This window comes from Longibacter sp. (assembly GCF_051155795.1).
Taxonomy (GTDB): domain Bacteria; phylum Bacteroidota; class Rhodothermia; order Rhodothermales; family Salinibacteraceae; genus Longibacter.
The window spans coordinates 36,647-58,613 of record NZ_DAXETW010000014.1; the positions used below are offsets into that span (position 1 = coordinate 36,647).

General features: G+C 61.7%; 15 protein-coding genes. 7 read left to right on the forward strand and 8 right to left on the reverse strand.

What is annotated here, in order from left to right:
- Positions 1 to 48: 48 nt before the first annotated feature.
- Positions 49 to 3,660, reverse strand: coding sequence for a DUF4175 family protein (locus tag ACFCU0_RS02800; RefSeq protein ID WP_434972141.1), 3,612 nt, complete (start codon positions 3,658 to 3,660; stop codon positions 49 to 51).
- A 167-nt stretch (positions 3,661 to 3,827) separates the two neighbouring features.
- Here ACFCU0_RS02800 and ACFCU0_RS02805 point away from each other — a divergent pair, with 167 nt between their 5' ends.
- From ACFCU0_RS02805 to ACFCU0_RS02815, 3 genes are all read left to right on the forward strand, one after another.
- On the forward strand, positions 3,828 to 4,061 hold the full coding sequence (locus ACFCU0_RS02805; RefSeq protein WP_434972142.1) for a hypothetical protein: 234 nt from the start codon (positions 3,828 to 3,830) through the stop codon (positions 4,059 to 4,061).
- Between the two features lie 189 nt (positions 4,062 to 4,250).
- A complete protein-coding gene (locus ACFCU0_RS02810) occupies positions 4,251 to 4,775 on the forward strand; it encodes a hypothetical protein (protein ID WP_434972143.1) in 525 nt (174 codons plus the stop codon).
- 210 nt (positions 4,776 to 4,985) lie between these two features.
- Positions 4,986 to 5,438, forward strand: coding sequence for a hypothetical protein (locus ACFCU0_RS02815; protein ID WP_434972144.1), 453 nt, complete (start codon positions 4,986 to 4,988; stop codon positions 5,436 to 5,438).
- Positions 5,439 to 5,931: 493 nt separating this feature from the next.
- Here the strand turns inward: ACFCU0_RS02815 and ACFCU0_RS02820 are convergent, their stop codons facing one another.
- From ACFCU0_RS02820 to pyrF, 3 genes are all read right to left on the reverse strand, one after another.
- Positions 5,932 to 6,246, reverse strand: coding sequence for a putative quinol monooxygenase (locus ACFCU0_RS02820; RefSeq protein WP_434972145.1), 315 nt, complete (start codon positions 6,244 to 6,246; stop codon positions 5,932 to 5,934).
- Positions 6,247 to 6,417: 171 nt separating this feature from the next.
- Positions 6,418 to 7,863 (reverse strand): DUF2851 family protein, encoded by a 1,446-nt coding sequence (locus ACFCU0_RS02825; protein WP_434972146.1) that lies wholly within the window; start codon positions 7,861 to 7,863, stop codon positions 6,418 to 6,420.
- Between the two features lie 138 nt (positions 7,864 to 8,001).
- The gene (pyrF, locus tag ACFCU0_RS02830; RefSeq protein ID WP_434972147.1) at positions 8,002 to 8,853 is read right to left on the reverse strand and encodes an orotidine-5'-phosphate decarboxylase; all 852 of its coding nucleotides are present in this window, start codon (positions 8,851 to 8,853) and stop codon (positions 8,002 to 8,004) included.
- A 677-nt stretch (positions 8,854 to 9,530) separates the two neighbouring features.
- On the opposite strand from pyrF, the gene ACFCU0_RS02835 reads away from it, so the two are divergent.
- The 4 genes from ACFCU0_RS02835 to ACFCU0_RS02850 all read left to right on the forward strand — a co-directional run bounded on the left by ACFCU0_RS02835 (position 9,531) and on the right by ACFCU0_RS02850 (position 18,279).
- The gene (locus tag ACFCU0_RS02835; RefSeq protein WP_434972148.1) at positions 9,531 to 11,630 is read left to right on the forward strand and encodes an acyl-CoA dehydrogenase family protein; all 2,100 of its coding nucleotides are present in this window, start codon (positions 9,531 to 9,533) and stop codon (positions 11,628 to 11,630) included.
- A gap of 316 nt (positions 11,631 to 11,946) precedes the next feature.
- Positions 11,947 to 14,892 carry a T9SS type A sorting domain-containing protein gene (locus tag ACFCU0_RS02840; protein WP_434972149.1) on the forward strand — a complete coding sequence of 982 codons (2,946 nt, stop codon included), beginning with the start codon at positions 11,947 to 11,949 and terminating at the stop codon, positions 14,890 to 14,892.
- Between the two features lie 119 nt (positions 14,893 to 15,011).
- A complete protein-coding gene (locus tag ACFCU0_RS02845; RefSeq protein WP_434972150.1) occupies positions 15,012 to 15,317 on the forward strand; it encodes a hypothetical protein in 306 nt (101 codons plus the stop codon).
- Between the two features lie 187 nt (positions 15,318 to 15,504).
- Entirely contained in the window at positions 15,505 to 18,279 is a 2,775-nt protein-coding gene (locus tag ACFCU0_RS02850; protein WP_434972151.1) for a right-handed parallel beta-helix repeat-containing protein, read from the forward strand.
- Positions 18,280 to 18,382: 103 nt separating this feature from the next.
- Here ACFCU0_RS02850 and serS read toward each other — a convergent pair whose 3' ends face one another.
- The 4 genes from serS to ACFCU0_RS02870 form a co-directional block, all read right to left on the reverse strand.
- The gene (serS, locus tag ACFCU0_RS02855) at positions 18,383 to 19,663 is read right to left on the reverse strand and encodes a serine--tRNA ligase (protein WP_434972152.1); all 1,281 of its coding nucleotides are present in this window, start codon (positions 19,661 to 19,663) and stop codon (positions 18,383 to 18,385) included.
- A 126-nt stretch (positions 19,664 to 19,789) separates the two neighbouring features.
- A complete protein-coding gene (gene rfbD / locus ACFCU0_RS02860) occupies positions 19,790 to 20,716 on the reverse strand; it encodes a dTDP-4-dehydrorhamnose reductase (protein WP_434972153.1) in 927 nt (308 codons plus the stop codon).
- A gap of 84 nt (positions 20,717 to 20,800) precedes the next feature.
- A complete protein-coding gene (locus ACFCU0_RS02865) occupies positions 20,801 to 21,334 on the reverse strand; it encodes an RNA polymerase subunit sigma-54 (RefSeq protein ID WP_434972154.1) in 534 nt (177 codons plus the stop codon).
- Positions 21,334 to 21,882 (reverse strand): acyl-CoA thioesterase, encoded by a 549-nt coding sequence (locus tag ACFCU0_RS02870; protein WP_434972155.1) that lies wholly within the window; start codon positions 21,880 to 21,882, stop codon positions 21,334 to 21,336. Before ACFCU0_RS02870 ends, ACFCU0_RS02865 begins: the two co-directional genes overlap by 1 nt.
- Positions 21,883 to 21,967 lie beyond the last annotated feature (85 nt).

Genomic DNA, 21,967 nt, shown 5'->3' on the forward strand with positions numbered 1-21,967 from the left:
TGGGTGAGAACCGTTCGCCGGGAACGTCGGTCCAGCACACGATTCACGTCACGGGTTGTCCCGTCGCTCTTCCAGAAGCTCGAAATACCGTTTGATCAGTCGCTCGTAGTCCGGAGCGTAGCCACTATCGAGGGCACGGATTAAGTCTCGTCGTAGTTGCTCGATCTCGTCCTGTGGGGAGAGCTCGCCTGGGGACCGCCGCTCGTAGCCCTCCGGCTGTTGCCCTTCGCGGCGCTCGTCCTTGCCCTGTTGCCGCAGCGACCGTTGCGCGTTGAGAAGACGCGTCAGGATCTGCTTCTGTCGTTGCAGGGTCCGGTCGTTCTGGCGTCCTCGCTGAAGCTCTCGAATCGTTTCTTCCATCTGTTCAGCGATGCGGTCGAGGTCGCCGAGGACGTTGTCGCGCATGCCGCTCTCGCGCCCGAGGTCGTCCAGCTTTTTCTTGATCTCGGCCTGCTGCTGCGCCATCTGCTGCAGCCGCTTCTGCTGATCGACCGACAGGCGGTTCCCCTGCACGTCGTTCAGGAACTGTTGGACCTGGCGGTTCAGTTTCTGCTGCTGCCCTGACATCTGCTGCATCTGCTGGAGCATCTGCTGCATGGACTGCCCGCCACCTCCGCCCTGCGCATTCTGCATCTGCTTCAGAAGGTCGGCGAGCAGGAGCGCCAGCTCATTCAGGTGCGTCATCGCGGCTTTCTGCGTTCCGCTGGCCCGCGCGGCGTTCCGGTCGCTGAGCGCTTCCGTCGCGCTATTCATCGAACGGAGGGCCTCCCCGCTTTCCCTCTGCACGGTCCGCTTCATCTGGGGGATCTGCTGCGCGAGTTGCTGCAGAGAGTCGCTGACCGACAGCAAGCCGGACTTCAGTTGCTCCTGGTCCTGCGCATACGATCGGAGCGTCGGGCTGTCCGCGGACAGGTCGCGAACCGTAGAACGCAACGACTCCTGACGCTCCGACAGCCGCAGGGTGGCCTCGAGAGCTCCGTGGACGCCGGCAAGATTGATCTGCTGCTGTTGCCCGCTCATGCCCTGCTGCATCTGCTGCATATGACGAGACATCTGCTGCAGTTGCTGCTGCATCTTCTGCTGACCGGAACGGGCATTCTCCAGCTGGTTCTGGCGAAGCTGGCGGCTGTTCTGCTTCATCTGCTCGGGAAGCTGTTCCCGCTCCAGGCGCTGCTTCATCTGACGCATCTGCTCGTTCGGCGCCTGCGGGGACGACTTCATCTCGTCCCCGAGTTCCTGCATTTCATCCATGACCTCCTGCATACGCTCCCGCGCCCGATCCTGCTCGCGGGCCAGGTCTTCATTCGTGCCGCCGCTCGACTCTCCCGACTCGGCCGGATCGCTGTCGGACGGCCGCTCCCCCTCCGAATCCTCCTCCTGCGCCTGCTCGCCGCTTTCTGAGGCGTCCGTGTCCGATGCATCCGACTCCTGAGCATCGTGTTCATTTCCTTCTCCCCCCGTATCGCCCGATGATTCGGCGTCCGCTTTGTCCCCATCCGTATCCTCTGGTTCCTCGGAACGGTTTTGCTCCTCTTCAAGGCGTTCGGACGTTTTCTCGGCCAGCTGCTCCTCGGTTTTTCCGAGTTCGTCGAGACGCCGGGAGAGCTCCTCCATTTTTTGCGTTCGGCGCAACTGCTTGAAGAGCTCAAGCGTGCGGTCGAGGCGCTGCCGGTACTGCTCCTCGTTGAACTCGAAATCCTCCATTGCCTCCTGCATCTGGCGGAGGTCGAGATTCTGCATCGACTCCTGCATCTGCTTCAACGCATCCATCAATTCGGGCGAATTGATCTCCTCGATGACGCGCTGCAGTTCTTCGAACTTCTGGGACGTCTCGGGGCTCGTCAGATTCTCGTCCTGCATCTGGCGGGTCATGTCTTCAACCTGCTTTGCCAGATCGCTCACGCTCTTTTCGACGGACTCCTGCTGTTCGCGGAGGCGTTCGAGCTGTCGTCGGTCCTCCCAGCTCGCGTCCTGCTTGCGACGAACCTCATTACGAAGCTCGTCGAATCGTTCCTGCACGTCCTCGGCCTGGTCGCGCAGGTTGTCGAGATCCGACTCGGTCTTTTCCTGCTGCTCGTCCAGCGAACGGTATTTCTCCGCGATGGAGGCGAGGCGGAGCCGCTGGGTGGCGGTGCGACTGCTTTTTGCTCCGCCGAATGCGTCGTTGTCCCAGACCTGCGCGTAGTATTCGACCACGTCGCCGGGTACGAGGTCGAGTCCGGATTCCTGAGCCAGCAGCCAGTTATGGTCGACCACTTGATCAACCTGTCTCGGGTTGTCCAGCGGCAGGGGCATGGTCGAAAAGGACGTCTGGCCCTGTCCAAAGCGCTGCTCAGCGAGACGGTAGTGCAGCACGACCCGCGAAAAGCCAAAGTCGTCCCGGAGGCGGAGGCGAAGGGGAGCGACCAGATCCTCCTCGAGCTGGGCGTCAGGTTCTGGGGCGAGGAAGGCGACGGACGGCCGCGCATCCGGTCGCGCGGAGATCCGGTAGGAAATTGGGTCCCGGTTCTTTACGCCGGTAGCGCTGTAGAGTACCATCCGGTAGCGAGCATTCCCGGAGATCCGGAATGTGCCGCTCACGCTCTGTTCCTCGACAGCCAGAGCGGTGGTGGAGCCGTTGTCGAACACGACGGACGCGGAGTCGATGGCCGGACCGCCAACGTCGGCAGCGATCTGAACGGTGCTTCCGGGCAGTCCCGTGACATCCCCGATGTTGGGATCGAGCGATCGCGCCGGCAGTCCGGTGTAGCCGGGTGGCTGGACCTTCAGGCGGAGGCCGCGGACGAGCGGACGGGCTTCCACGTCTGCCCGGAACCACCCCGTCACGACGCGGCCGGAGACAACCCGGTAGTCGACGTCTTCTCGGACGCCGGGGACGGTGTGGCGGAAGATGCCGGCGGAATCAGCGCGAAGCACCACCGAGGAGGAGGGACCCTCGTCGGTCGGTCGAAGGTCCAAGCGTAGCTGCGCGGGCACATCCCCGGCGGCGCGAACCGAGATCGAGAGCGAATCACCGCGGACAAGGCGGACATCGCCGGGGTATACGTCCACGGTGAATGGCGCGGGACGCTGAAACGCGGTCCCGGGAGCGAGGAGACGCTCAGACGCGCCGAGGAAGGTGGATGGCGCGACCAGTAGGAACACCAGGACACCCACGATTGGCAGAGACGCCATCCGAGCGGCGCGGCGCGCTGGAGAAAAGTCCGCCGTCTGCTCAAAGGGCACGGGTTCGACGTCTTCGCCCAGGCGACGCACCGCCGCATCGACCATCGGCGCCGGTGCATCTGAAGCGCGGCCGGAGGCCAGTTGCAGGAGGTTGAGAAGGCGGTCCGACACATCTGGAAAGCGTTCCCCGATGCGGCGGGCGATGGCCTCCTCGGATGGGCCCGCCCAGAGGCCGAAAAGGATCGCAACCGGGCGAATGAGCAATGCTGCTGCTGCGCCAAGAACGATCACAGCGACGGTGCCGGATACGATTGTTCGCGGGCGCGTGTCGAGCCAGAGGCCGGCTTCGATGGCTGCCGCGACGAGCCACGCCAGAGCCGCCACCCCGACGACAATGCTTGCCGCCCAGGCCGTGCGAGCAAGCGTCATGCGCCGCAGCGTATCGTGCAGGCGGGAACGAAGTCGTTCAACGAGTCGAAGGGTTTGCTCGCTCATACGTACCGGAGCCGGGCCGCGGACGGAAAAGATCAGTTCACATGTCCGTCGTACTTTCTGCAGGGAAAGGGTGTTTCTCTCGCAAACCAGCGGATCGCATGAGCGTACGGTAAAGGTACACGTCGACCGGGTAATATCCGCACCTTCTCACTGAACGCCCCGAGATCATGCTGCTCGTAAATGTTGGCCCGCACACGATCAATGTTGAACAGGCGCTCGCCTTCGAAGATGACGGCGACACCGTCCGCATTATCTTCGCCGCGGATGGCAATGAGGACGGGCGCTATTGCATTGAACTGGAGGGGAAGCAGGCGGAGCGCATGCGCGCCTGGCTAGACCGCAACGCCGAGGGCGTTCGTGGCAATGAACGCGCCGGATTTCACATCGAAGGTGACGGGTGACCCGTGCGCCCGGAAATGCCCCGCGGCGGGTGGTGAAAAAGGACGTAAGAGTATCCCACCCCGTATGAATCAACGTGCGCGATCCGGTATACTATTTCCTACCGATAGTTTCTCGCGCGATCTCTCCTGCCGCAGGCTGCGGTCGCTGAGGACTCGACCTACTATTCCGACGCTGACGATTCGGACATCATGACCGCTCGATCTTTTCGCCTCGCACCCTTTCTGTTTCTCATTCTTGCCCTCACTGGGTGCCGCCTGTACGGTGGATACGGGACGGAAGCGGAGCTGCAGGAGCAGTTGTCCAACGTAACCAACGATTTTGCGGATAACCTGGCGCGGAGCGAAGCCGACCTACAGGTGCTTGAGCGGGCCGCCTCCAATCGCGCGGATCTGGAGCCGTTTGTGGAGCAGTTCCGCACGCTGATTGACGAGCACGAATCGCTTCTCGATCAGCACCGCTCCATAGCGGAGCGTCTGACAGATTCCGGCAATTACCGCGCCCTGCATCGGAATTACGGTGCGATCACGACAGAGCAGCGAATGATGCGGCAGCGCTACGACCGGACGATCCGCCAGATCCGTACGACGGTCAGTGGGGAATCCGCCGACGCGCAGCCGCTCCCGAACGAGAGCTTTTATTATGTCGAGCCGGTCGAATACCGCCGGATGGAGAACCGTCGCGAGGTCACGATGGAAGACGCGCTGAATCCGTAGGCGCGACGGCACCGTCTCATGGTCGCGTAGCGCCTCCAGTGCGGTCCACGAGCGGCTCTGGGGTGTCGGATCGCGTCATCGAATGAGCCGCCTGGAAAACGGATCGCCCGTGCCTGCGCACCTACTGCCGCGGGTCGGGCGTTTTTCGTTGCTCCGCCGGTATGCCTGCCCCATCAGTTCCCACTTCCCTCTGCCGTCCGTCGCTTCGCCATGGTTGCCCCCGCCGTTCGACGACCGACCGAGATCATCGCGTCCCTGGTCGCAGCGGTTCTGTTTACGGTCGTCGCCGTCACCGCGACGGGATGTCGCCAGCCCCCATCCCCGGCGTCGAACCCGGATCAGTTCGCCAGCCTGCTCCGCATGGTTGCCGCAGACGCAAGGACGGAGGGGGACTCTACGGCGCTCTACCTGCGAAACGACGAAAACGACCGCATCCGGCGCCGGATGCTTAATCTGCGTGTCGACTTTGTGCGCTATGATCGCCGAAAGGGGTTGGTCTGCATGTGGAGGGGTGGCGGCATGAGCCGGGCCCGGGGGTTCGCGCACCCGCTACCCGGCGCCCGGACGGTGCCACTCGATTCGGTCGGGGAGCGGTGCTACCGTACCGGTCCGTGCTCGGAGACGCGAATTGACAGCGTATGGACCGGGTGGGAGTGTCCGTGAGAATTGGAGGGGTGGATCGGGGATAGCGGATGGGGAATGGCGGATGGTTTTTGCATGGCGATACGGCTGTCATGAATCGTTCGGCCGTAATGTTGTAACGTAGGATCTTCTATGCCAAATCGCCGGGATGGAACGTGTCCACCAAGGTGTGGTGAGGCTGTGGCCGTGATGGATGACACCTTTTTGCGGTTTGGTGGCTTTCATCTGGAATAACGCGGCCGATTGCGGACTGTGTGTCGTTTCTCCCGGGCGACTTTTCCCGTTCCTTTTTTGGTCGGTCAAAAAAGGGGACTCCTCGGATCGGAAACGGCGAGAGACGCCTGTCGTCTGACCGGCGCGTCTAAGCGATACCCCACCTCAGTTCTTTGCCTGCTTCTTTCGCCATGGCACAAGATCATAGCGGATGGGGGGACTTGCCGAGTGTGGGAGTACGTGTTGCGCCGGCATCACGCTCTTCGCCCTATCCGACCGAATTGGCTACATCTTTCCGAAATTACTCGTCCACGGTTCGCATGGGCGTGTAGCTTTGCGCAACGGGGCGGGCTGCGAATTTGGACTTGGCTTCACGCCAGGCGTCGGCGAAGAGGTCGCTGTGGCGGTAGTCGTTGAGTGCGTCCTTGCTATCCCAGTGGCTGTAGGTTGTGCAGATGTTCGGGTAGCGCGCGTCCCGCCACAGTTCAAGGTGCAAACACCCGGGAAACGCCCGGATACGGGGCGAAACCTGGTCGAAGTGAGCGACGAAGTCGTCGACCGCTCCGGGATGGAACGTCATTCGAACGATGCGAACGAGGGGCGGACGATCGAGCATGAGGACGTGTCGTTGCGGGACGAAGGGGCCTGGGTCTTACGCTGTGGCCGTCGGCTCGGCCAGGTGGGCAAGCGTCGGGGGCATGCCGCATACCGGATGCGTTTGGCCGCGTTTCCCGTGGTGACGCCGGCGGCGGTCCGACGCGGTGGACGGGCGGGGTAGCACTGCGTCCTAGCCCGACGCATCCCGGTCCAGAAGGAACTGGCCGATCTCGCATTGCAGGCATCCCCCGCGAGTGCAGTAGTTGCCGAAGAGTTCGTGCATCCCCTGCGCCTCAGCCGCGGACCGCGGGGTCGTCCCGAGGGTGCGAAATCGTCGTGTCACGGAATCGCGCTTGGACGGCAGCTGCTCGAGTAGCACCGACGTCGGATTACCTTGGATGTGCTTGTCCATCTTTTCCCCGGATTGCGCGATGGCCCGAAGGAGCGGCACGACGGCGTTGATGATCAGCGTGTCGATCCGCGTCTGCCCGAGAGCGGGCGAGTGTCTCTTCGTGGCCGTGGACGGCCGATAGTGGGTTTCCCAGAAGACCGTGGGCACGGCCGACAGACGGTCCCGTATGGCCGGGAGGGCCCGCTGCTTTCGGGCTGCGTGTTGCAGTTGCTCGATGGGTGCCGTTCCAAAGAGCGCGTCGGGGCCGAACCAGGCCGCTGCCTGAGCGATTCGCAGGGGCGGGAGGTTGTTGGGACGCAGCCGAAAGAACGTCCACGCGGTCGTGTTCATCGACGGCACCGGGCGGTCGGCGTGAAGCCGGGCGTAACGTGCACGAAAGTCCATGACCGCGTCGGCGGTGTGCCGATCGGCTGTGAGGAGGCGGCCGGGGTCAGGGAGCAGTCCGGCCGTGCCGAGCAGGAGCGATTCCCGGTCGCGGGCGTCGCGGATAGATCTCAGCACCGAGGGTGGGACCCGCCGCGCGAGGTCGATCATGGGCTCGGAATTCTTCGCGTAGCCGAGCCCGGCGAAGAGTCGTTCCTGGAGAAGGATATCCGCCGGTGTGCCTCGTTTCAGCCGGAGCTGGAGACGGTCCGCCCGGCGCGAAAGGCGCTTCGACCCAAGCGTCTGGATCCAATCGCGTCGCAGCGGAGCGGGGACATCTGCCCACTGCGGAGCACACACAAGTTCGTCCCGGTCGCGCTGCACGAATGCGTGGACCATGCGGTGGAGCGACCGCTGAAGGCGGGGAGCGAGCACGATCTCCGGAAGCACGGAGCCGTCCGTTCGCGTCAGGCGCCCCGTGTGGAGGTCTGCATGAAGCGTAACGTGTAGGATCACGCGGTCATATCGCGGATCCCGGTGGTGGTTGTGATCGAACCAGGCCCCGGAAGTGACGTGAATCTCCACGTCTCCGAACCAGTCGACCTCCCCGATGCGGAGGTGTGCACCGGAGAAGTCGGGGCCGGCATCCGTGTTCAGGTCGCCCGGGTCTAAAATGCGGACTCTCTCGCCGTCGGTGGTTGTGAGATCCGAGCGGTTGAATCGTTGTGCATCCCAGAGGTCCTGGACGAAAGCTTCGGGTACGGATCGGCCGCCGGGCGCGGGCTCGTGGACTTCGACGGAATCGGGGGACAGGTCGGGTTCGCGGACGCGAACGAGGCGTCGGTCGGGGACGCGGCGCATGGCGGACGGGACGGACGAGGCGGATGGCGTTTCTTACAAGACCCATCGGCCATTGCTTCCATAACGCAGGGAGAGGGTGCAGCGATACCACCGACAGCATCACCGGGCACCGGTAGCTGCAGCGGCACCATCGTCGGATCAATTCGACTCGTTGGGTTCTCCGTTCAGAACATCGCGTAGACGTCGGGCAGCGCCGGCGGCGGCTGCGGCGAAGTCGTCGTCTTCCGACGCGTAGATGATGCTCCGGCTGCTGTTCACGACGACGAGGCCGTCGTCGGTGGCCCCGGCCTGCATCACGGCGGCGGGGTCGCCTCCCTGAGATCCGACGCCGGGGATGAGAAACGGAAGTGTCGGGCACGCGCTACGGAGTTCGCGAAGGGCCTCCGGCGAGGTGGCCCCGGCCACGAGTCCCGCCGTTCCGGGGTGATCGTCGTTCCACTCGGCCACCTTCCGAGCCGTTCGCAGGTAGAGCGGCTCGCCATCACAGGTGCAGGCCTCCTGGAAGTCGCCGGCGCCGGGGTTCGACGTCCGGGCAAGGACGAAGGCGCAGGTGCCTTCCGTCTCGAGGAATGGCGTGACGCTGTCGTGCCCCATGTACGGAGCCACGGTGATGGCATCGCAGTGCATGTGATTGAACACAGCGTCCGCGTAGAAGCGTGCCGAGTTTCCGATATCTCCCCGTTTTGCATCCCCGATAACGAGGCAGTCGTCCGGGATCGCCGACGCCGTCTTCTCAAGTACCTGTGCCCCGATCGGACCGAGCGCCTCGAAGAAGGCGAAGTTCAGCTTGAAGGCGCAGGCGTAATCTGCTGTCGCGTGGATGATCTCCCGGCAGAAAGAGGTTATTGACGTTGCGAGGCTGTTGCCATCCCGGAATGGGACGGGCAACCGGTCGGGGTCCGGGTCGAGTCCAACGCAAACGACGGACGCCTTCTGGCTATGAACGGTGCGAAGTCGGTCGACGAAGGATGCGGACGTGGAGTCGGGCATAAACGCAGGTGGTAAGCCGAGGGCGGCGATGACACTGGGGAGACGATGATTCCAACGTACCCGATACCGCGACGCCTATCCACCGGCATCTATGAATAAGGTCGTGGAATAGCTGGAGCCAAGGTCGTATCGTCCACGGCCGGTATTGGAGCAGCGTATGGTGGACGCGCGATGGGGGGGCAGAACTGGAACCGACCCAATTCTCACACTTTACACGACACAGCCTGTACTGGAAGCACTTCCGACGATTACATTTAATTCATGCGGAAAGTAGCGTCAAGGCCGCGCTTCCGACGGCGCATGAAATGAACGGCAGGCCCGGGTGGACGCGTTCACCCGATGGCATACCCGGATGGCGAATCTCGCGTGATGTCTTCGTTCGGGCGAGAGACGCCGACACGAAGCCTCAGTTCGTCCGTTGGATATCCGAGCATCTGACGGCTCCGACCACGCGCCGTATCGTGGCCCGAGGACGGGATTCTGCTCGTAGCATACGCCCGCGATGCCGGTATCGTCCGGCCGGGTGGATGCCAGTCACATGCACGTGTCGTTCGGCGGGGCGTCGTAACGCCTTCCAATCCAAATTGAACGCTGCATCACGTCCGTGAAGCCGGGTCATGCAAGGCCCGGATTTGACGGATCGATCACTTGCCACTCAAGAGCGCACCGAACACATTATGGCCAACAAAGGCTTAAGCAATATCAAGGGTGTCTCGAAGGCGGATCAGCAGATGATCCAGGATATCGAGACGATGATGGGTCCGGAGCCCGAAGACATGGGCTTCATGAAAAACGTCTTCTGGGGCCGCTTTCGCGAAGACCTCGTCTTTCCCTACCCGCGGGAGAGCAAGGATGAGCGCGAGAAGTGCGATGCCCTGCTCGAGGAGCTGGAAGAGTACCTCGAGAACGAGCACCCGGCGGTAGAGATCGACCAGGAGCAGTACATCCCGCAGGAGGCGATCGACCGGCTCTTCGAGATGGGCGTGATGGGGATGATTATCCCCGAGGAGTACGGCGGTCTCGGCCTTGGCGTGACGAGCTACAACCGTGTGCTGGAGATGATCGGTAGTTACTGCGCCTCGACGGCCGTGATGGTCTCGGCGCACCAGTCGATCGGCTGCAAGGCCCTCGTCATGTTCGGCGACGAGCAGCAGAAGGAAGACTACCTACCGATGGTGGCGCGCGAGAAACTCAGCGCGTTTTGCCTGTCGGAGCCCAACGTTGGCTCGGATGCGGCCGGGCAGGAGTCGTTTTCCGTCAAGACCGAGGGTGGCGACTACGTACTGAACGGCGAGAAGAAGTGGTCGACTTCCGGTGCGCTGAGCGGTCTGATGACCGTGATGTGCAAGAACATGGTAAAGAACGAAGAGACCGGCGAGCTTGAGCAGCGCGGCGTCAACGCGTTGATCGTGACGCCGGATATGGACGGCGTCGAGATCTTCGAGAACAACCGGGCGAAAACCGGAATTCGCGGGACGTGGCAGGCTCGCTTCCGCTTCAACGACGTCCGCGTGCCGAAGGAGAACTTACTGCACAATGAGGGCGGCGGCCTCAAGGTCGCGCTCAACTGCCTGAACTACGGTCGTTGTACGCTGAGCGCCGGTGTCACCGGAGCAGCGAAGGCGGCGATGAACCAGGGCATTAAGTGGGCGCAGACGCGCTACCAGTTCAAGCGCCCGATCGCCGACTTCGAGCTCGTCCAGCAGAAGATCGCACGGATGTCCTCGCTCACGTACGCGATGGACGCCATGCTCTACATGATGACGGGCATGCTCGATCGCGGCGACAAAGACATCATGGTCGAGACGGCCATCACGAAGGTCTTTTGCAGCCACTTCGGCTGGGAGGTCATTGACGACGTCATGACCGTGATGGGCGGCGAAGGCTACATGGAAGAAAACGAGCTGGAGCGCTCCTGGCGGGACAATCGCATCCACGCCATCGTCGAGGGTTCGAACGAGGTCATGCAGTCGTTCATCTTTGCGTACGGCGGCAAGCAGCTCGCCGAGCAGATGATCTCGATTCAGGATGCGCTGACGTGGGACACCGACGAGTCGATCGGGCAGAACGTCAGCCGTATGTTCAACGCCGCCACGAATCCGGCCATCATGAAAAAGGCCGTGCCGCTCGGCGCGCAGCTCTTCCTCGGGTACAAGCCGAGTGCGCCCGACATTCGCAGCATTCATCCCGCGCTGCGCGAGCAGGCGGAGCAGCTCGCGACGCTCGTTCAGAAGCACTCCCATTACGTCAAGCTTGTCAGCAAGTGGGAGCGGGAAGACATCGTCAAGCATCAGGCGCAGCAGGCGCGCGTTGCCGACAACGCGATTTACATCTTCGCTCTTACGACGTCGCTCTCCAAGATGGACGACCAGCTTCGCACGGGCGAGTACGGTCCTCGCTTCGAGCGCGACCGCGCTGCCTTCGAGTACCTGTTCGACTGGTTCGACAACAAGATCCACCAGAACTTCGGCGAGATGCGTCGGAACGCGGACGACAAGATGCGCAAGGCCGCGGAAGCTGCGCGTCGCTACAGCGACACGCTGCCGAACAAGGACTATTATATCCACGAAGGCTCCCCGCTTGGGCGCGGCGCCGGCAAGGACGTGCCAACCGAGCACATCCAGATGTTCCCGGGAGAAGGTCAGGATCCACGCGAGATCGACCGCTCGCCGGGTGAAACCGCCGAACTCGACGTCGAGGAGCTGGAGGAGAAGGCCGCCTCCGGCGACGGCGCCCCCGAGAAGCCGAAGCCGGCCGCGGAGGACGGGGTCGCGTAAGGCCGTGGGTAGGTTTGAATGTATGAAGGTGTGAATGTGTGGCTGTACTGCGCTAGCGATGCAGGACGGCTCGCTTCACGGATCTGAAACGCCCGCTTCCAGGGATGGAGGCGGGCGTTTTTTTGTCGCTTAAACTGACGGATGCGGATCCGATGTAGCGCAGAAAGACTGTTGGATTGCACACGTCGACAGGACCGCCAACTATGGTATGTCCTGACTTCCGCGCGTTTGTCGCAATGTATAGTAGAGGCTTATTCGGGAGCGATTTTGAAGCTCGCTGCCTCTCGCTATCTTCCTACTTTTAGACATGTTGTTTATGTCTCTTACCTCTACAAACTTAGGCTCTCAGTTCACCTTACAGCCGGGTGGTCGCCTCATCCCATTCGTTGTCGTGCTCGTGGCCTTCATGGCGGCGTGGTCGACCATGTCGACCCCTGCTATCGCACAGCAGACGTTTCAAGTGGACTCAAGGGGCGACGCGGGAGATGCAAATGTCGGTGACGGTTCGTGTGAAACCGCCGGTGGCGTCTGCACATTGCGCGCTGCCATAGAGGAGGCCAATGCGGACGGTGCTGATGACACGATTGAGTTCGGCAACATTCCAACGACCGGCGGCTTTGCCGTTATCTCCCCAAGTAGTGAATTTCGGGTGACTGAGACGGTGACGATCGACGGTACTACGGCGCCGAACTGGAGCAGTCCGGGTCCGCCTGTTGTCGTGTTGGACGGGAATGGTATCAGCGGTAATGTCGAAGATGGGCTTGACATTCGGACCGAAGGTGCGTCAGGAACATCGGTTTCAGCGCTTGCCGTCAACAACTTTCCCGATGACGGCATCAACGTACTTATCGATGCAGCGGACGTCACCGTCACGTATTGCTACGTCGGCATTGATGTCGATGGCACAACCGCAGCGGGGAATGGAGACAATGGTGTGGAAATCACAGCAGACAATGCCTTTATCGGTGCGCAGGTCGTCTTTAGCTCTTTTGGTTTCACGGCGGCAGGACGTAATGTCATTTCCGGAAATGGAGGTGACGGTATCTACGTGAGTGCCAGTGATGCGATCATTAGTGAGAACTACATCGGAACGACGGCCAATGGAGATGCCGCACTAGGCAACGGTCAAAATGGTGTGGAAGTAAATTCGGGCACTGGCAATGCAGTCGGATATGTGTCGTCAAGCAGTCTCAGTACGTTCTATCTCGGAAGTGTCATTTCGGGTAACTCCGGTAATGGTGTGTTTCTTTCGGGTGGTACGACCGAGGTGCTCTCAAACAACATCGGTACGTCGGCTGACGGTATGAGCGACCTCCCGAACAGCACCGGTATTGTCATTCAAAGCAACGGCAATACCATTGGGCCTGCCAGTGACACGCCGGCGCGCAATGTCGTTTCCGGCAACACGTTCAATGGCATTCGCCTGGGTAATGGCGGATCCGGTACGTCTTCGGATAACAACACGATTCAGTTTAACTACATCGGCGTGACGGGCGATGCCTCGGGCACGCTGGGCAACGGACAAGGAATCGCTGAAGCTGGCATCCGAATCGACCTTGGTTCGGACAATCTGATGACTGAAAACGTCATCGGTGGTAACACGCGTGGGGTGTACATCCGCAACGACAACAGCCTTCGCAACTTTATCCGAAGCAACTACATCGGTACCAACCGGAGCTTCGCCGACCTTGGGAACAGCAATGACGGCGTGTTTGTCAATGTCGATCCCACCGTTTCTGGCAATCCCAGCGACGAAAACGAAGTCGGTGGCGAATCTGCCGGTGATGGCAATGTCATCGGTTTTAACGGTGACGATGGTGTGCAGATTGCCGGAAATTATAACGACATCTTTCGAAATCATATCGGCACGAACCTCAACGGCGACAACCTTGGCAATGATGATGACGGGGTCTTCATCGGGGGTGCAAACGACGTGAACATCGGTCTCAGTGCCGACGACGGCAACGTCATTGGCAACAACGGCGGCGATGGCATCGAAATCGACGACGCAGACAATGTGTTTGTTGAAGGAAACTACGTCGGTACAAATGCAAACGGCGACGATCTCGGCAACACACAGGCAGGGATTTACATCGATGCGGGCAGTCAGGCCAACGGTAACGAAGTTGGCTACGATGAAGGGAATACGATTCCGGACGATCCGTCGCCCGGGAATGGTGACGGCAACGCCATTGCATTTAACAGCGGGCCAGGCGTAGCTATTAGCGGATCCGGTACACTGGTAGAGAATGTTGTCCGCGGCAACCTCGTATACAGTAATGGCCAGTTGGGCATCGATCTTGCGGATGACGGTCAGACGTCGAACGACTTTGGCGACACCGATAACGGCGTCAACAATTTGCAGAACGCGCCGGAACTGGACCAGTCACAAACGCAGTTCAACCAAAGCACCGGCGAGGTTGAGGTCCGTTATCTCGTCAATTGCAACACGACCGAGTGCAATTATGGTGGTAGCGGTCTGACGGTTGATTTCTACCTCGCGGATGGTGAGAGCAGTGGGGAAGGGAAGACCTTTCTCTACACCGATCAATATCCGTCGAGCGCGGCCACGAGCTTTCGCAACATCAGCTTCGCACCACCGAGTGGAGTGACGGTGACTCGCGACGACTTTATTGTGGGTACGGCAACGGATGCTGACGGCAATACGTCCGAGTTTACGATCACGTCCCGGCAACTTCCGGTTGAGCTGGCAGGCTTCAAGGCGCAGCCAAGTTCTGAAAACGTCGTGTTGACGTGGCGTACGCTGTCGGAGAAGAACAATGACCGCTTCATTGTCCAGCATCAGGATCCTGAATCAGAGACGTTCGCGCGCCTTGGTGAAGTGGAAGGGCAAGGGAGCACAAGCGAGACGACGCGCTACCGCTTCGCGACGGAAACGCTCGAAGCTGGAAGCCACACATTCCGACTAAAACAGGTCGATGTAGATGGATCATCGAGTCTGTCGAAGGAGGTCACGGCTCAGATCCAGATGCAGGCAGACCTGACGCTGGAAGCACCGGCGCCAAACCCGGTTCGTGACCAGATCTCCGTGTCCTTCGGCGTGCGTGAAGCCCAGCCGGTCCAGTTGTCCGTATACGACATGCTGGGTCGTAAGGTGGCCACGCTCTACAACGGAACGCCAACCGCGGGTCAGACGCAGACCGTTGAACGCTCGGTGCGTGGGCTGGCCAGCGGACGGTACTTCGTGCGGCTGGAGGGTGGCGCGAAGCCGGTGGTGCAGTCCTTCACGGTCGTTCGATAAAAACGGCGCGCACACCGAGTGTGCAGGCACAAGCATCTTGATGCCCGCGCACTCAGCACGGTGGAAACGACCGTGACATTGATCATCCAAAACAAGGGCGCCCTGCGGTCGAACGCAGGGTGCCTTTTATATTCCCCGATATTTCCCGGCTCGGTTCGAGCCGAAGGTCCCTTCGCGGAGTTCGATTCGCACCATGCAGCGCACTCTATGGTGCTCGAGCCACTAGGTGTCCGGTCCGCGGCCCCGGCGTCGGTCTCAGCCTGCTCGCGCGCGCCATTCTCCGACAGGCGGAGGAGACCGACATCCCGCGCTTTATCTGGATGGTCGATGCCGAGCGCACGCGGATGCACCGCTTCCTCAGCAGCCGGTTTGCATCCATCATCGACGCGGAGGATGCACTCCTGGAGTCGGCCAAGCAGCTCTGATTCTATCCGTAGAGGTCTTAACGGGAGGATACTGCGATTGTCTCGTGCCACACATATCATTAGCTGTATTCGTGTAGGAACTGTTTTGTCTATCCATGATGGCCGAAAGGCCCGTCCGGATGGCTCTGAGTTCCACGCTTTACGATACGAGGCTTCCCCACGGTTTTCCCACAGACGTCCCTTCGGTATGGCGCGATTCGCTACAACCACCACGATCCTCGCTTTCCTCGGCGCACTGCTCCTGTCCTTCGGCGCGACGCCGGGGCACGCGCAGTCTACGTTCTCCGTTAACTCTCTTGCCCCGATCGATGACGCGAGCATTGGGGATGGAGATTGCCGAACGCCGATGAATACATGTACCCTTCGTGCCGCGATTCAGGAGGCGAATGCAACGACCGGCACCAAGGACGTAATTGAGTTTGCTGTTCCGTCGTCCGGTACCGCAACGATCCCGGAGGACATTGAGCTCGAAATTACCGCACCGGTTATCATCGACGGGATGTCGTCGCCGGCGTACGACGGAAGCGCTCCTGCCATCATCCTCGACGGTAGCGCGGTCTCCGGCAGTTCGGAGGACGCACTCACGTTGACCAACGCGGAGGATTCGGAAATACGTGGCCTCGCGATCGTGAACTACCCCGGCACCGGCATCGCCGTCCGAAGCAGTGACGGCGTGGCCGTCCACGACTGCTTCATCGGTATTGAGCCGGACGGCACGGCGGCGGGCAACAGCGACCACGGAATCGAGGCGTATTCTGACGTTACGATCGGCTCCACAAGCGCAGGAAACGTGATCTCCGCAAACGGTGACACGGGCCTGTATCTCGTCGGCATGACGGCGCTCGTTTCGGACAACGTGATCGGCTTGGACGAGGACGGTACCTTCTCCCGTCCGAACGGACGCCATGGCGTTTCCGTGAGCGGATCCGACGCCGAGGTGACGTTGCAGTCCAATACGATCTCCGGAAACGCCGAAGATGGTGTCCGTCTTGAGGGTGGACAGCACGTACTGACGTCGAACGTGATCGGACTGAGCGCAGATCAAAGTGCCGCCCGGGCGAACGAGCGGGGCGTTGTCTTGAACAGCGGCAACAACCAGATCGGCGGCAACGACCTGTTGTTCGCAAACGTCATCGCGGGCAACACCGGGGATGGCGTCGCGATCGGCTCCAGTTCGACATCGGCGGACAACAATGTCGTTCAGTACAACTACATCGGCACGACGTCCGGCGGGGACCCGTTCGGGCAAAATATCGGTCTACGCGTGGCGAACGGCAGCGGCAATTCCGTCGATGGCAACGTCATCGGCGCGAATGCGGGCGGGCTCTCGATTGACGATGACGCGGAGAGTACCGAGGTCACGCGCAACCTGATCGGTGTGACGCCCAACGGGGACGATGTGGGAAATCGCAAAGACGGGGTCATCGTGAGCAGTCAGGCCGGATCTGCGGCGGCGGGTACGAAGATCGGCCTCGCAACGCCGGGAACAGGCAACGTGATCGCCAACACCGGCGGCGATGGCATTCGTCTGGAAGGCGACTTCACGACCGTTCAGAACAACCAGATTGGTTTAAACGGGTCCGCCGGGGCCGGCAACGATGGAAACGGCATCGTCCTGGACGGAGCATTTAACGCCACAATAGGCGTCGCCGGGTTCGGGAATGAGATCGCCCTGAATGGAGAAAATGGAATCGAGATTGTCGCGGGAGGCGATGTCATCATCCAGGGCAACTACATCGGGACAAACGCGCAGAACGGCGGTCTCGGGAACGACGGCGACGGCATTCGTATCGATGCGAAGGCAGGTCTGGAGGTGCGGGATGTCGTCATCGGCTATCCCGAGTCGGCGACGATTTCTTCAGATCCGGACCCGCTCGAAGGCGGACTTGGCAACCGGATTCGCTACAACACGTCCGATGCGGTTCGTATCACCAGTAGTGGTACGGTTGCCTACGCGACGGTCCGCGGGAATCTAATGTCGGACAACGGCGGCCTTGGAATGGATCTCGGGACGGATGGAAGGAATGCGAGTGACCCAAATGACGCGGACACAGGTCCGAACAAGTTGATCAACGCACCAGAGATTCAGGGCATGATCGGGCCGATCTTCGACACCGCGACGCGTGAGTTCTCGTTTCCCTACCTCGTAGACTGCGCTACGGCGAAATGTAACTACGATCTGACGGTCGATTTCTACCTCGCGGACAGCGATCCCTCCGGAGAGGGACGCGTGTACGTCGGCACGCAGACCTATGCCGCGACCGATGCAGGTACGACCGTCCAGGCATCGTTTACGGCCGCGTCCTGGACCTCGCCCACCCTGGACGATCATCTCGTTGCCATCGCCACGGACGGCGGCGGGAGCTCCAGCGAGTTCACGATCACACCGATCCGCCTTCCCGTAGAGCTGGCCGACTTCGGGGCTCGCGCAAACGGCGAGACGGTGCTCCTGACCTGGCGCACCTTGAGCGAAACCGGCAACCATCTTTTCCAGGTCGAGCACCGTGGGCCCGACCAGGCCGGCTTCTCTGTCATGGGCACAGTGGACGGGGCGGGTACGACGGCGGACCCGGTCGACTACCGGTTCGAGACGTCGGAATTGTCCGCGGGCATGCACCGCTTTCGCCTGCGTCAGGTCGATGTGGACGGGGATGAAACGCTCTCCGACGAAGTCACGGCACAGATCGCCCTCGCTCAGAACATCGTCTTCGGCGCGCCATCGCCGAATCCCGCGAGAGGTCAGGTGACCTTCACCATCGGGATGCAGGATCCGGGACCTGTGCGCGTTGTGATGTACGACCTTCTCGGCCGGCAGGTCGCAACGCTGTACGATGGAACGCCGACGGCGGGACAGGAGAAGGCGATCACTCGCTCCATTCCACCCGTTCCCAGCGGCCGATACTTCCTCCGACTGGAAGGCGCCTCCGTCCGGACGGTGCAACCGCTGACCGTTGTTCGGTGACCGGAGGTGTTAGGGTGGTAAGGTGTTACGGTGTTTCAGGTGTTAGAAAAGTAAGAGACGAACATAAACGGACCAGCACGGAAACACCGAACCACACGCCGTTTCACGATTCAATCGTTTCGAACCCTGTGTAGGGCTGCAGCACCTCTGGGATGAGCACATTGCCGTGCTCGTCCTGGTACTGCTCGAGAATGGCGGCGACGACGCGGGGCAGGGCGAGGCCGCTGCCGTTCAGCGTGTGGACCAGCTGCGGCTTGGCTTCGGCCTCGGGCCGATAGCGGATGGCCATTCGGCGTGCCTGGAAGTCCTCGAAATTCGAAATGGAGGACACCTCCAGCCAGCGCTCCTGGCCCGCGCTCCAGACCTCAAGGTCGTACTTCTTCGCCTGGGTGAACCCCATGTCGCCCGTGCACATCAGCAGCCGACGGTACGGCAGCCCGAGGGCGTCAAGCAGCGCTTCGGCATCCTCGCGCAACGACTCCAGGGCTCGGTAGCTATCGTCCGGCTCGACCACATGGACGAGCTCGACCTTGTCGAACTGGTGCAGCCGGTTGAGGCCCCTGACGTCGGCGCCGTGGGATCCCGCCTCGCGACGGAAGCAGGGCGTGTAGGCGCATAGTTTCACCGGGAGCTCGTCCGCTGCCAGAATTTCGTCGCGGAAAAAGTTGGTGACGGGGACCTCCGCCGTCGGGATGGGGAAGAGTTCGTCCCGCTGGATCTCGTACATCAGGTCCTCCTTATCCGGCAGCTGACCGGTGCCGCGGGCGCTGGCTTCGTTCACGAAGTGCGGCGCCTGCATCTCCCGGTAGCCGTTCTTCTGAGCGCGATCGAGGAAGAAGTTGATGAGGGCGCGTTGCAGCCGCGCCCCCTTGCCGAGGTAGAACGGAAAGCCAGCACCGGTCACCTTGGCGCCCCGCTCGAAGTCCACCAGATCATGCTGATCGGTGATCTCCCAGTGTGGCTTCGGGTCGAAGTCGAACGTCGGCTTCTCGCCAACCTCCGCGGCAACCTCGTTGTCCTCTTCCGTTGAGCCGACCGGTACGCTCCGGTGGGGCACGTTCGGGATCTCGAGCAGGAGGCGCTGCTGCTTTTCCTTGACCTCCCGAACCGTTTCTTCGAGCTCCTTCACGCGGCTCTTGAGACGACTCGTTTCCTCGATCTTTTCCTGCGCCTCGTCGTCTTTCCCCTCGCGCTTGAGCTGGCCGATCGAACGCGAGACCTTGTTCTGCTTCTCCTGCGTCTCCTGCATCTCGGTGATCGCCGCGCGCCGCTCTTCATCCACGTCCAGCAGTTGGTCGACGACGTCCGGCTCGCCCGCGCCTTTCGCCCGGATGGCCTCCTTGATGCGCTGCGGCTCTTGACGAATGCGTTCAATGTCCAGCATGTGGCAGAGACTTCGTGAGAGGGAAAGAAGAAAGCAGATGGGTCGGATCGAACACCGTAACCTACGAATCCGAGCGTACTCCGTGGTCAAAGGGTTCTCGAAAAACCGCCGGTAGGCCCCATCCCGTCACCCTGTAGCCGGGAGAACGTCCAGCTCGCGGCCCAGGGCACGCAGGCCGTCGCGCAGCGATCGGGGTGAATAGCCGAGCTCGGTTTCTCCCTTCAAAATGATGAACCCGGTTCGGAGGGGGCGCTCGATGGCATCCTCGAAGTGGTCGCTCGGCACCGGCTCGATGAGGCTGCCGTCGAGGTCGTAGACGTCGGCCACCATCTGTGCGATGTCGTAGATGGACACGAACTCGCGGCCGGACAGATGGTAGACGCCGTCCTTCTCGAAGTGGATCAGCCGCTCGATGCCGGCGGCGAGGTCGATAACGTAGGTCGGCGTTCGGTACTGGTCGTTCACGACCTGAATCGGCTCACCGCGGCGAAGGGATTCCGTCACCCAGAGGACCAGGTTGGAGCGGCTCAGTTTCCGTCCCGTGCCGTATACCAGCACCGTGCGCACAATGGCCCACGATCCGAGCCCGGAGGCCCGGACGGCATTTTCGCCCGCGAGCTTGGACCGGCCATAGTAATTGACCGGGTCCGGTCGTGCCGATTCGTCGTAGGGTCCGTCCTCACCGTCGAAGACGAAGTCGGTCGACAGGTGAACCAGCCGCGCCCCGACCTGTCGGCATTCCTGGGTCAGCGTTTCGACGGATGCCGCGTTCACGGCCCAGCACCGCTCCCGGTTCTCTGCACAATCGCTAACGCTTGAGACGGCCGCACAGTTGACCACCACATTCGGGGTGAAGTCCTGGAACGTTCGATGAACGGCGTCCCGGTCGGTCACGTCCAGGGGCGCATAGCCGCACGACGCCTTCTCGAATCGCCGGGTGTCGTCACGTGCGGTGGCCAGGACGTCGTATTCCGGGAACCGGCTCAGACGACGGACGAGGGCCTGGCCGACGAGGCCGTTGGCACCGGTAACGAGAACACGATTGTACAGCATCGGGGACGGCGCGGCGAGCGGGACAGAGCGAGGGAGGGCGAAAAGGGCAAACGAGCAGAAGGGACCGGCGTGGTCTAGAGCACGTCAGAGGTAGTATCGGAGGCCCACGCTGCCGCCGAGTCGGGGACGAACGGAGGGATGCACCTGCAGGCGGGGCATGACCTGGAGAAAGACCTCGAACCGTTCCGCGTAGAAATTGAGCCCCGCCAGACCACTCACGCCGAGCACGGAGACGGGTTCAGCGGACAGGTTCTCCGCACCTACGACCACGCCCGGGCCGGCGTAGATCCAGAGCGGGGATTGCGGGATCGGCTCTTCCCACAGGCGATGGGTAAAGAGCACGAAGCGATCATCCAGGTCCGTGTTAAACAGGACGTCATAGGCGACGCTGTCGTCACGATACAGCTTGACGGTTGCGCCGCCGGGAAGGCCGGCCTGCCCGCCGGCTCCGAAGGCGCCGACCTGTCGCTGCGCGGACGCGTTTGGAGCAGCGGTCAGGAGGAGGATCGTGAGCAAGCACAACGCCGTGAACACGGGTACAGCTCCACTGCCCCCGGCTGCCGCCGGCTGCGAGCGGCAGAACGAGGCGGATGGAATCGGTGGTCGGACGGTTGACATCAAGCGCGAGACGGCGATGCCTGAATGGCGGCACGCATGTCGTCGCGGAGGTTGGCGGCGTCCTCCAGGCCGAGGCGGCCGGCCAGCACGAGGCGAACCTCTCGCCGCTTGGCTGCGGCCGCGTACCGCTCCTCTTCCTCCTCCGTCTGCGGATCGACCGCCGGGATCTCGATCGGGTTGCTGTCATCGTCCAGCGCAACGAACGTGTAGAACGCACGGTTCGATTTCGTCCGCGTCTGCTCTTTGGGGTTCTCCGCCCATACGTTCAGTTCGACCTCCATCGACGTACGAAATGCACGGTTCACCTGGCTTTGGATCACCACCACCTCGCCGCCGCGGATGGGCGCCTGAAACTCCACGTTATCTACCGATGCCGTCACGCAGACCCGGTTTGCGTGGCGCTGAGCCGAGATGGCTGCACATTTATCCATCAGGTGCAGCAGGCGTCCACCCATCATGTTGCCCAGGCTATTCGTGTCATTGGGTAGCACGATTTCGTTGATGACGGCACGGGAATCCGCAACCGGCTTGGACGAAGGAGACGACATGGAGCGAAGGGCGGAAGGGGAGAAGATCCGGAAAGGGATGCGCATCACGACGATAGCAACCTACCGACGGTTTGGCGGAAAAGCA

Excerpts from the sequence above, each read along its gene's own strand:
- ACFCU0_RS02800 (WP_434972141.1), bottom strand. The coding sequence starts at position 3,660 with ATGAGCGAGCAAACCCTTCGACTCGTTGAACGACTTCGTTCCCGCCTG.
- ACFCU0_RS02805 (WP_434972142.1), top strand. The coding sequence starts at position 3,828 with ATGCTGCTCGTAAATGTTGGCCCGCACACGATCAATGTTGAACAGGCG.
- ACFCU0_RS02810 (WP_434972143.1), top strand. The coding sequence starts at position 4,251 with ATGACCGCTCGATCTTTTCGCCTCGCACCCTTTCTGTTTCTCATTCTT.
- ACFCU0_RS02815 (WP_434972144.1), top strand. The coding sequence starts at position 4,986 with ATGGTTGCCCCCGCCGTTCGACGACCGACCGAGATCATCGCGTCCCTG.
- ACFCU0_RS02820 (WP_434972145.1), bottom strand. The coding sequence starts at position 6,246 with ATGCTCGATCGTCCGCCCCTCGTTCGCATCGTTCGAATGACGTTCCAT.
- ACFCU0_RS02825 (WP_434972146.1), bottom strand. The coding sequence starts at position 7,863 with ATGCGCCGCGTCCCCGACCGACGCCTCGTTCGCGTCCGCGAACCCGAC.
- pyrF (WP_434972147.1), bottom strand. The coding sequence starts at position 8,853 with ATGCCCGACTCCACGTCCGCATCCTTCGTCGACCGACTTCGCACCGTT.
- ACFCU0_RS02835 (WP_434972148.1), top strand. The coding sequence starts at position 9,531 with ATGGCCAACAAAGGCTTAAGCAATATCAAGGGTGTCTCGAAGGCGGAT.
- ACFCU0_RS02840 (WP_434972149.1), top strand. The coding sequence starts at position 11,947 with ATGTCTCTTACCTCTACAAACTTAGGCTCTCAGTTCACCTTACAGCCG.
- ACFCU0_RS02850 (WP_434972151.1), top strand. The coding sequence starts at position 15,505 with ATGGCGCGATTCGCTACAACCACCACGATCCTCGCTTTCCTCGGCGCA.
- serS (WP_434972152.1), bottom strand. The coding sequence starts at position 19,663 with ATGCTGGACATTGAACGCATTCGTCAAGAGCCGCAGCGCATCAAGGAG.
- rfbD (WP_434972153.1), bottom strand. The coding sequence starts at position 20,716 with ATGCTGTACAATCGTGTTCTCGTTACCGGTGCCAACGGCCTCGTCGGC.
- ACFCU0_RS02865 (WP_434972154.1), bottom strand. The coding sequence starts at position 21,334 with ATGTCAACCGTCCGACCACCGATTCCATCCGCCTCGTTCTGCCGCTCG.
- ACFCU0_RS02870 (WP_434972155.1), bottom strand. The coding sequence starts at position 21,882 with ATGTCGTCTCCTTCGTCCAAGCCGGTTGCGGATTCCCGTGCCGTCATC.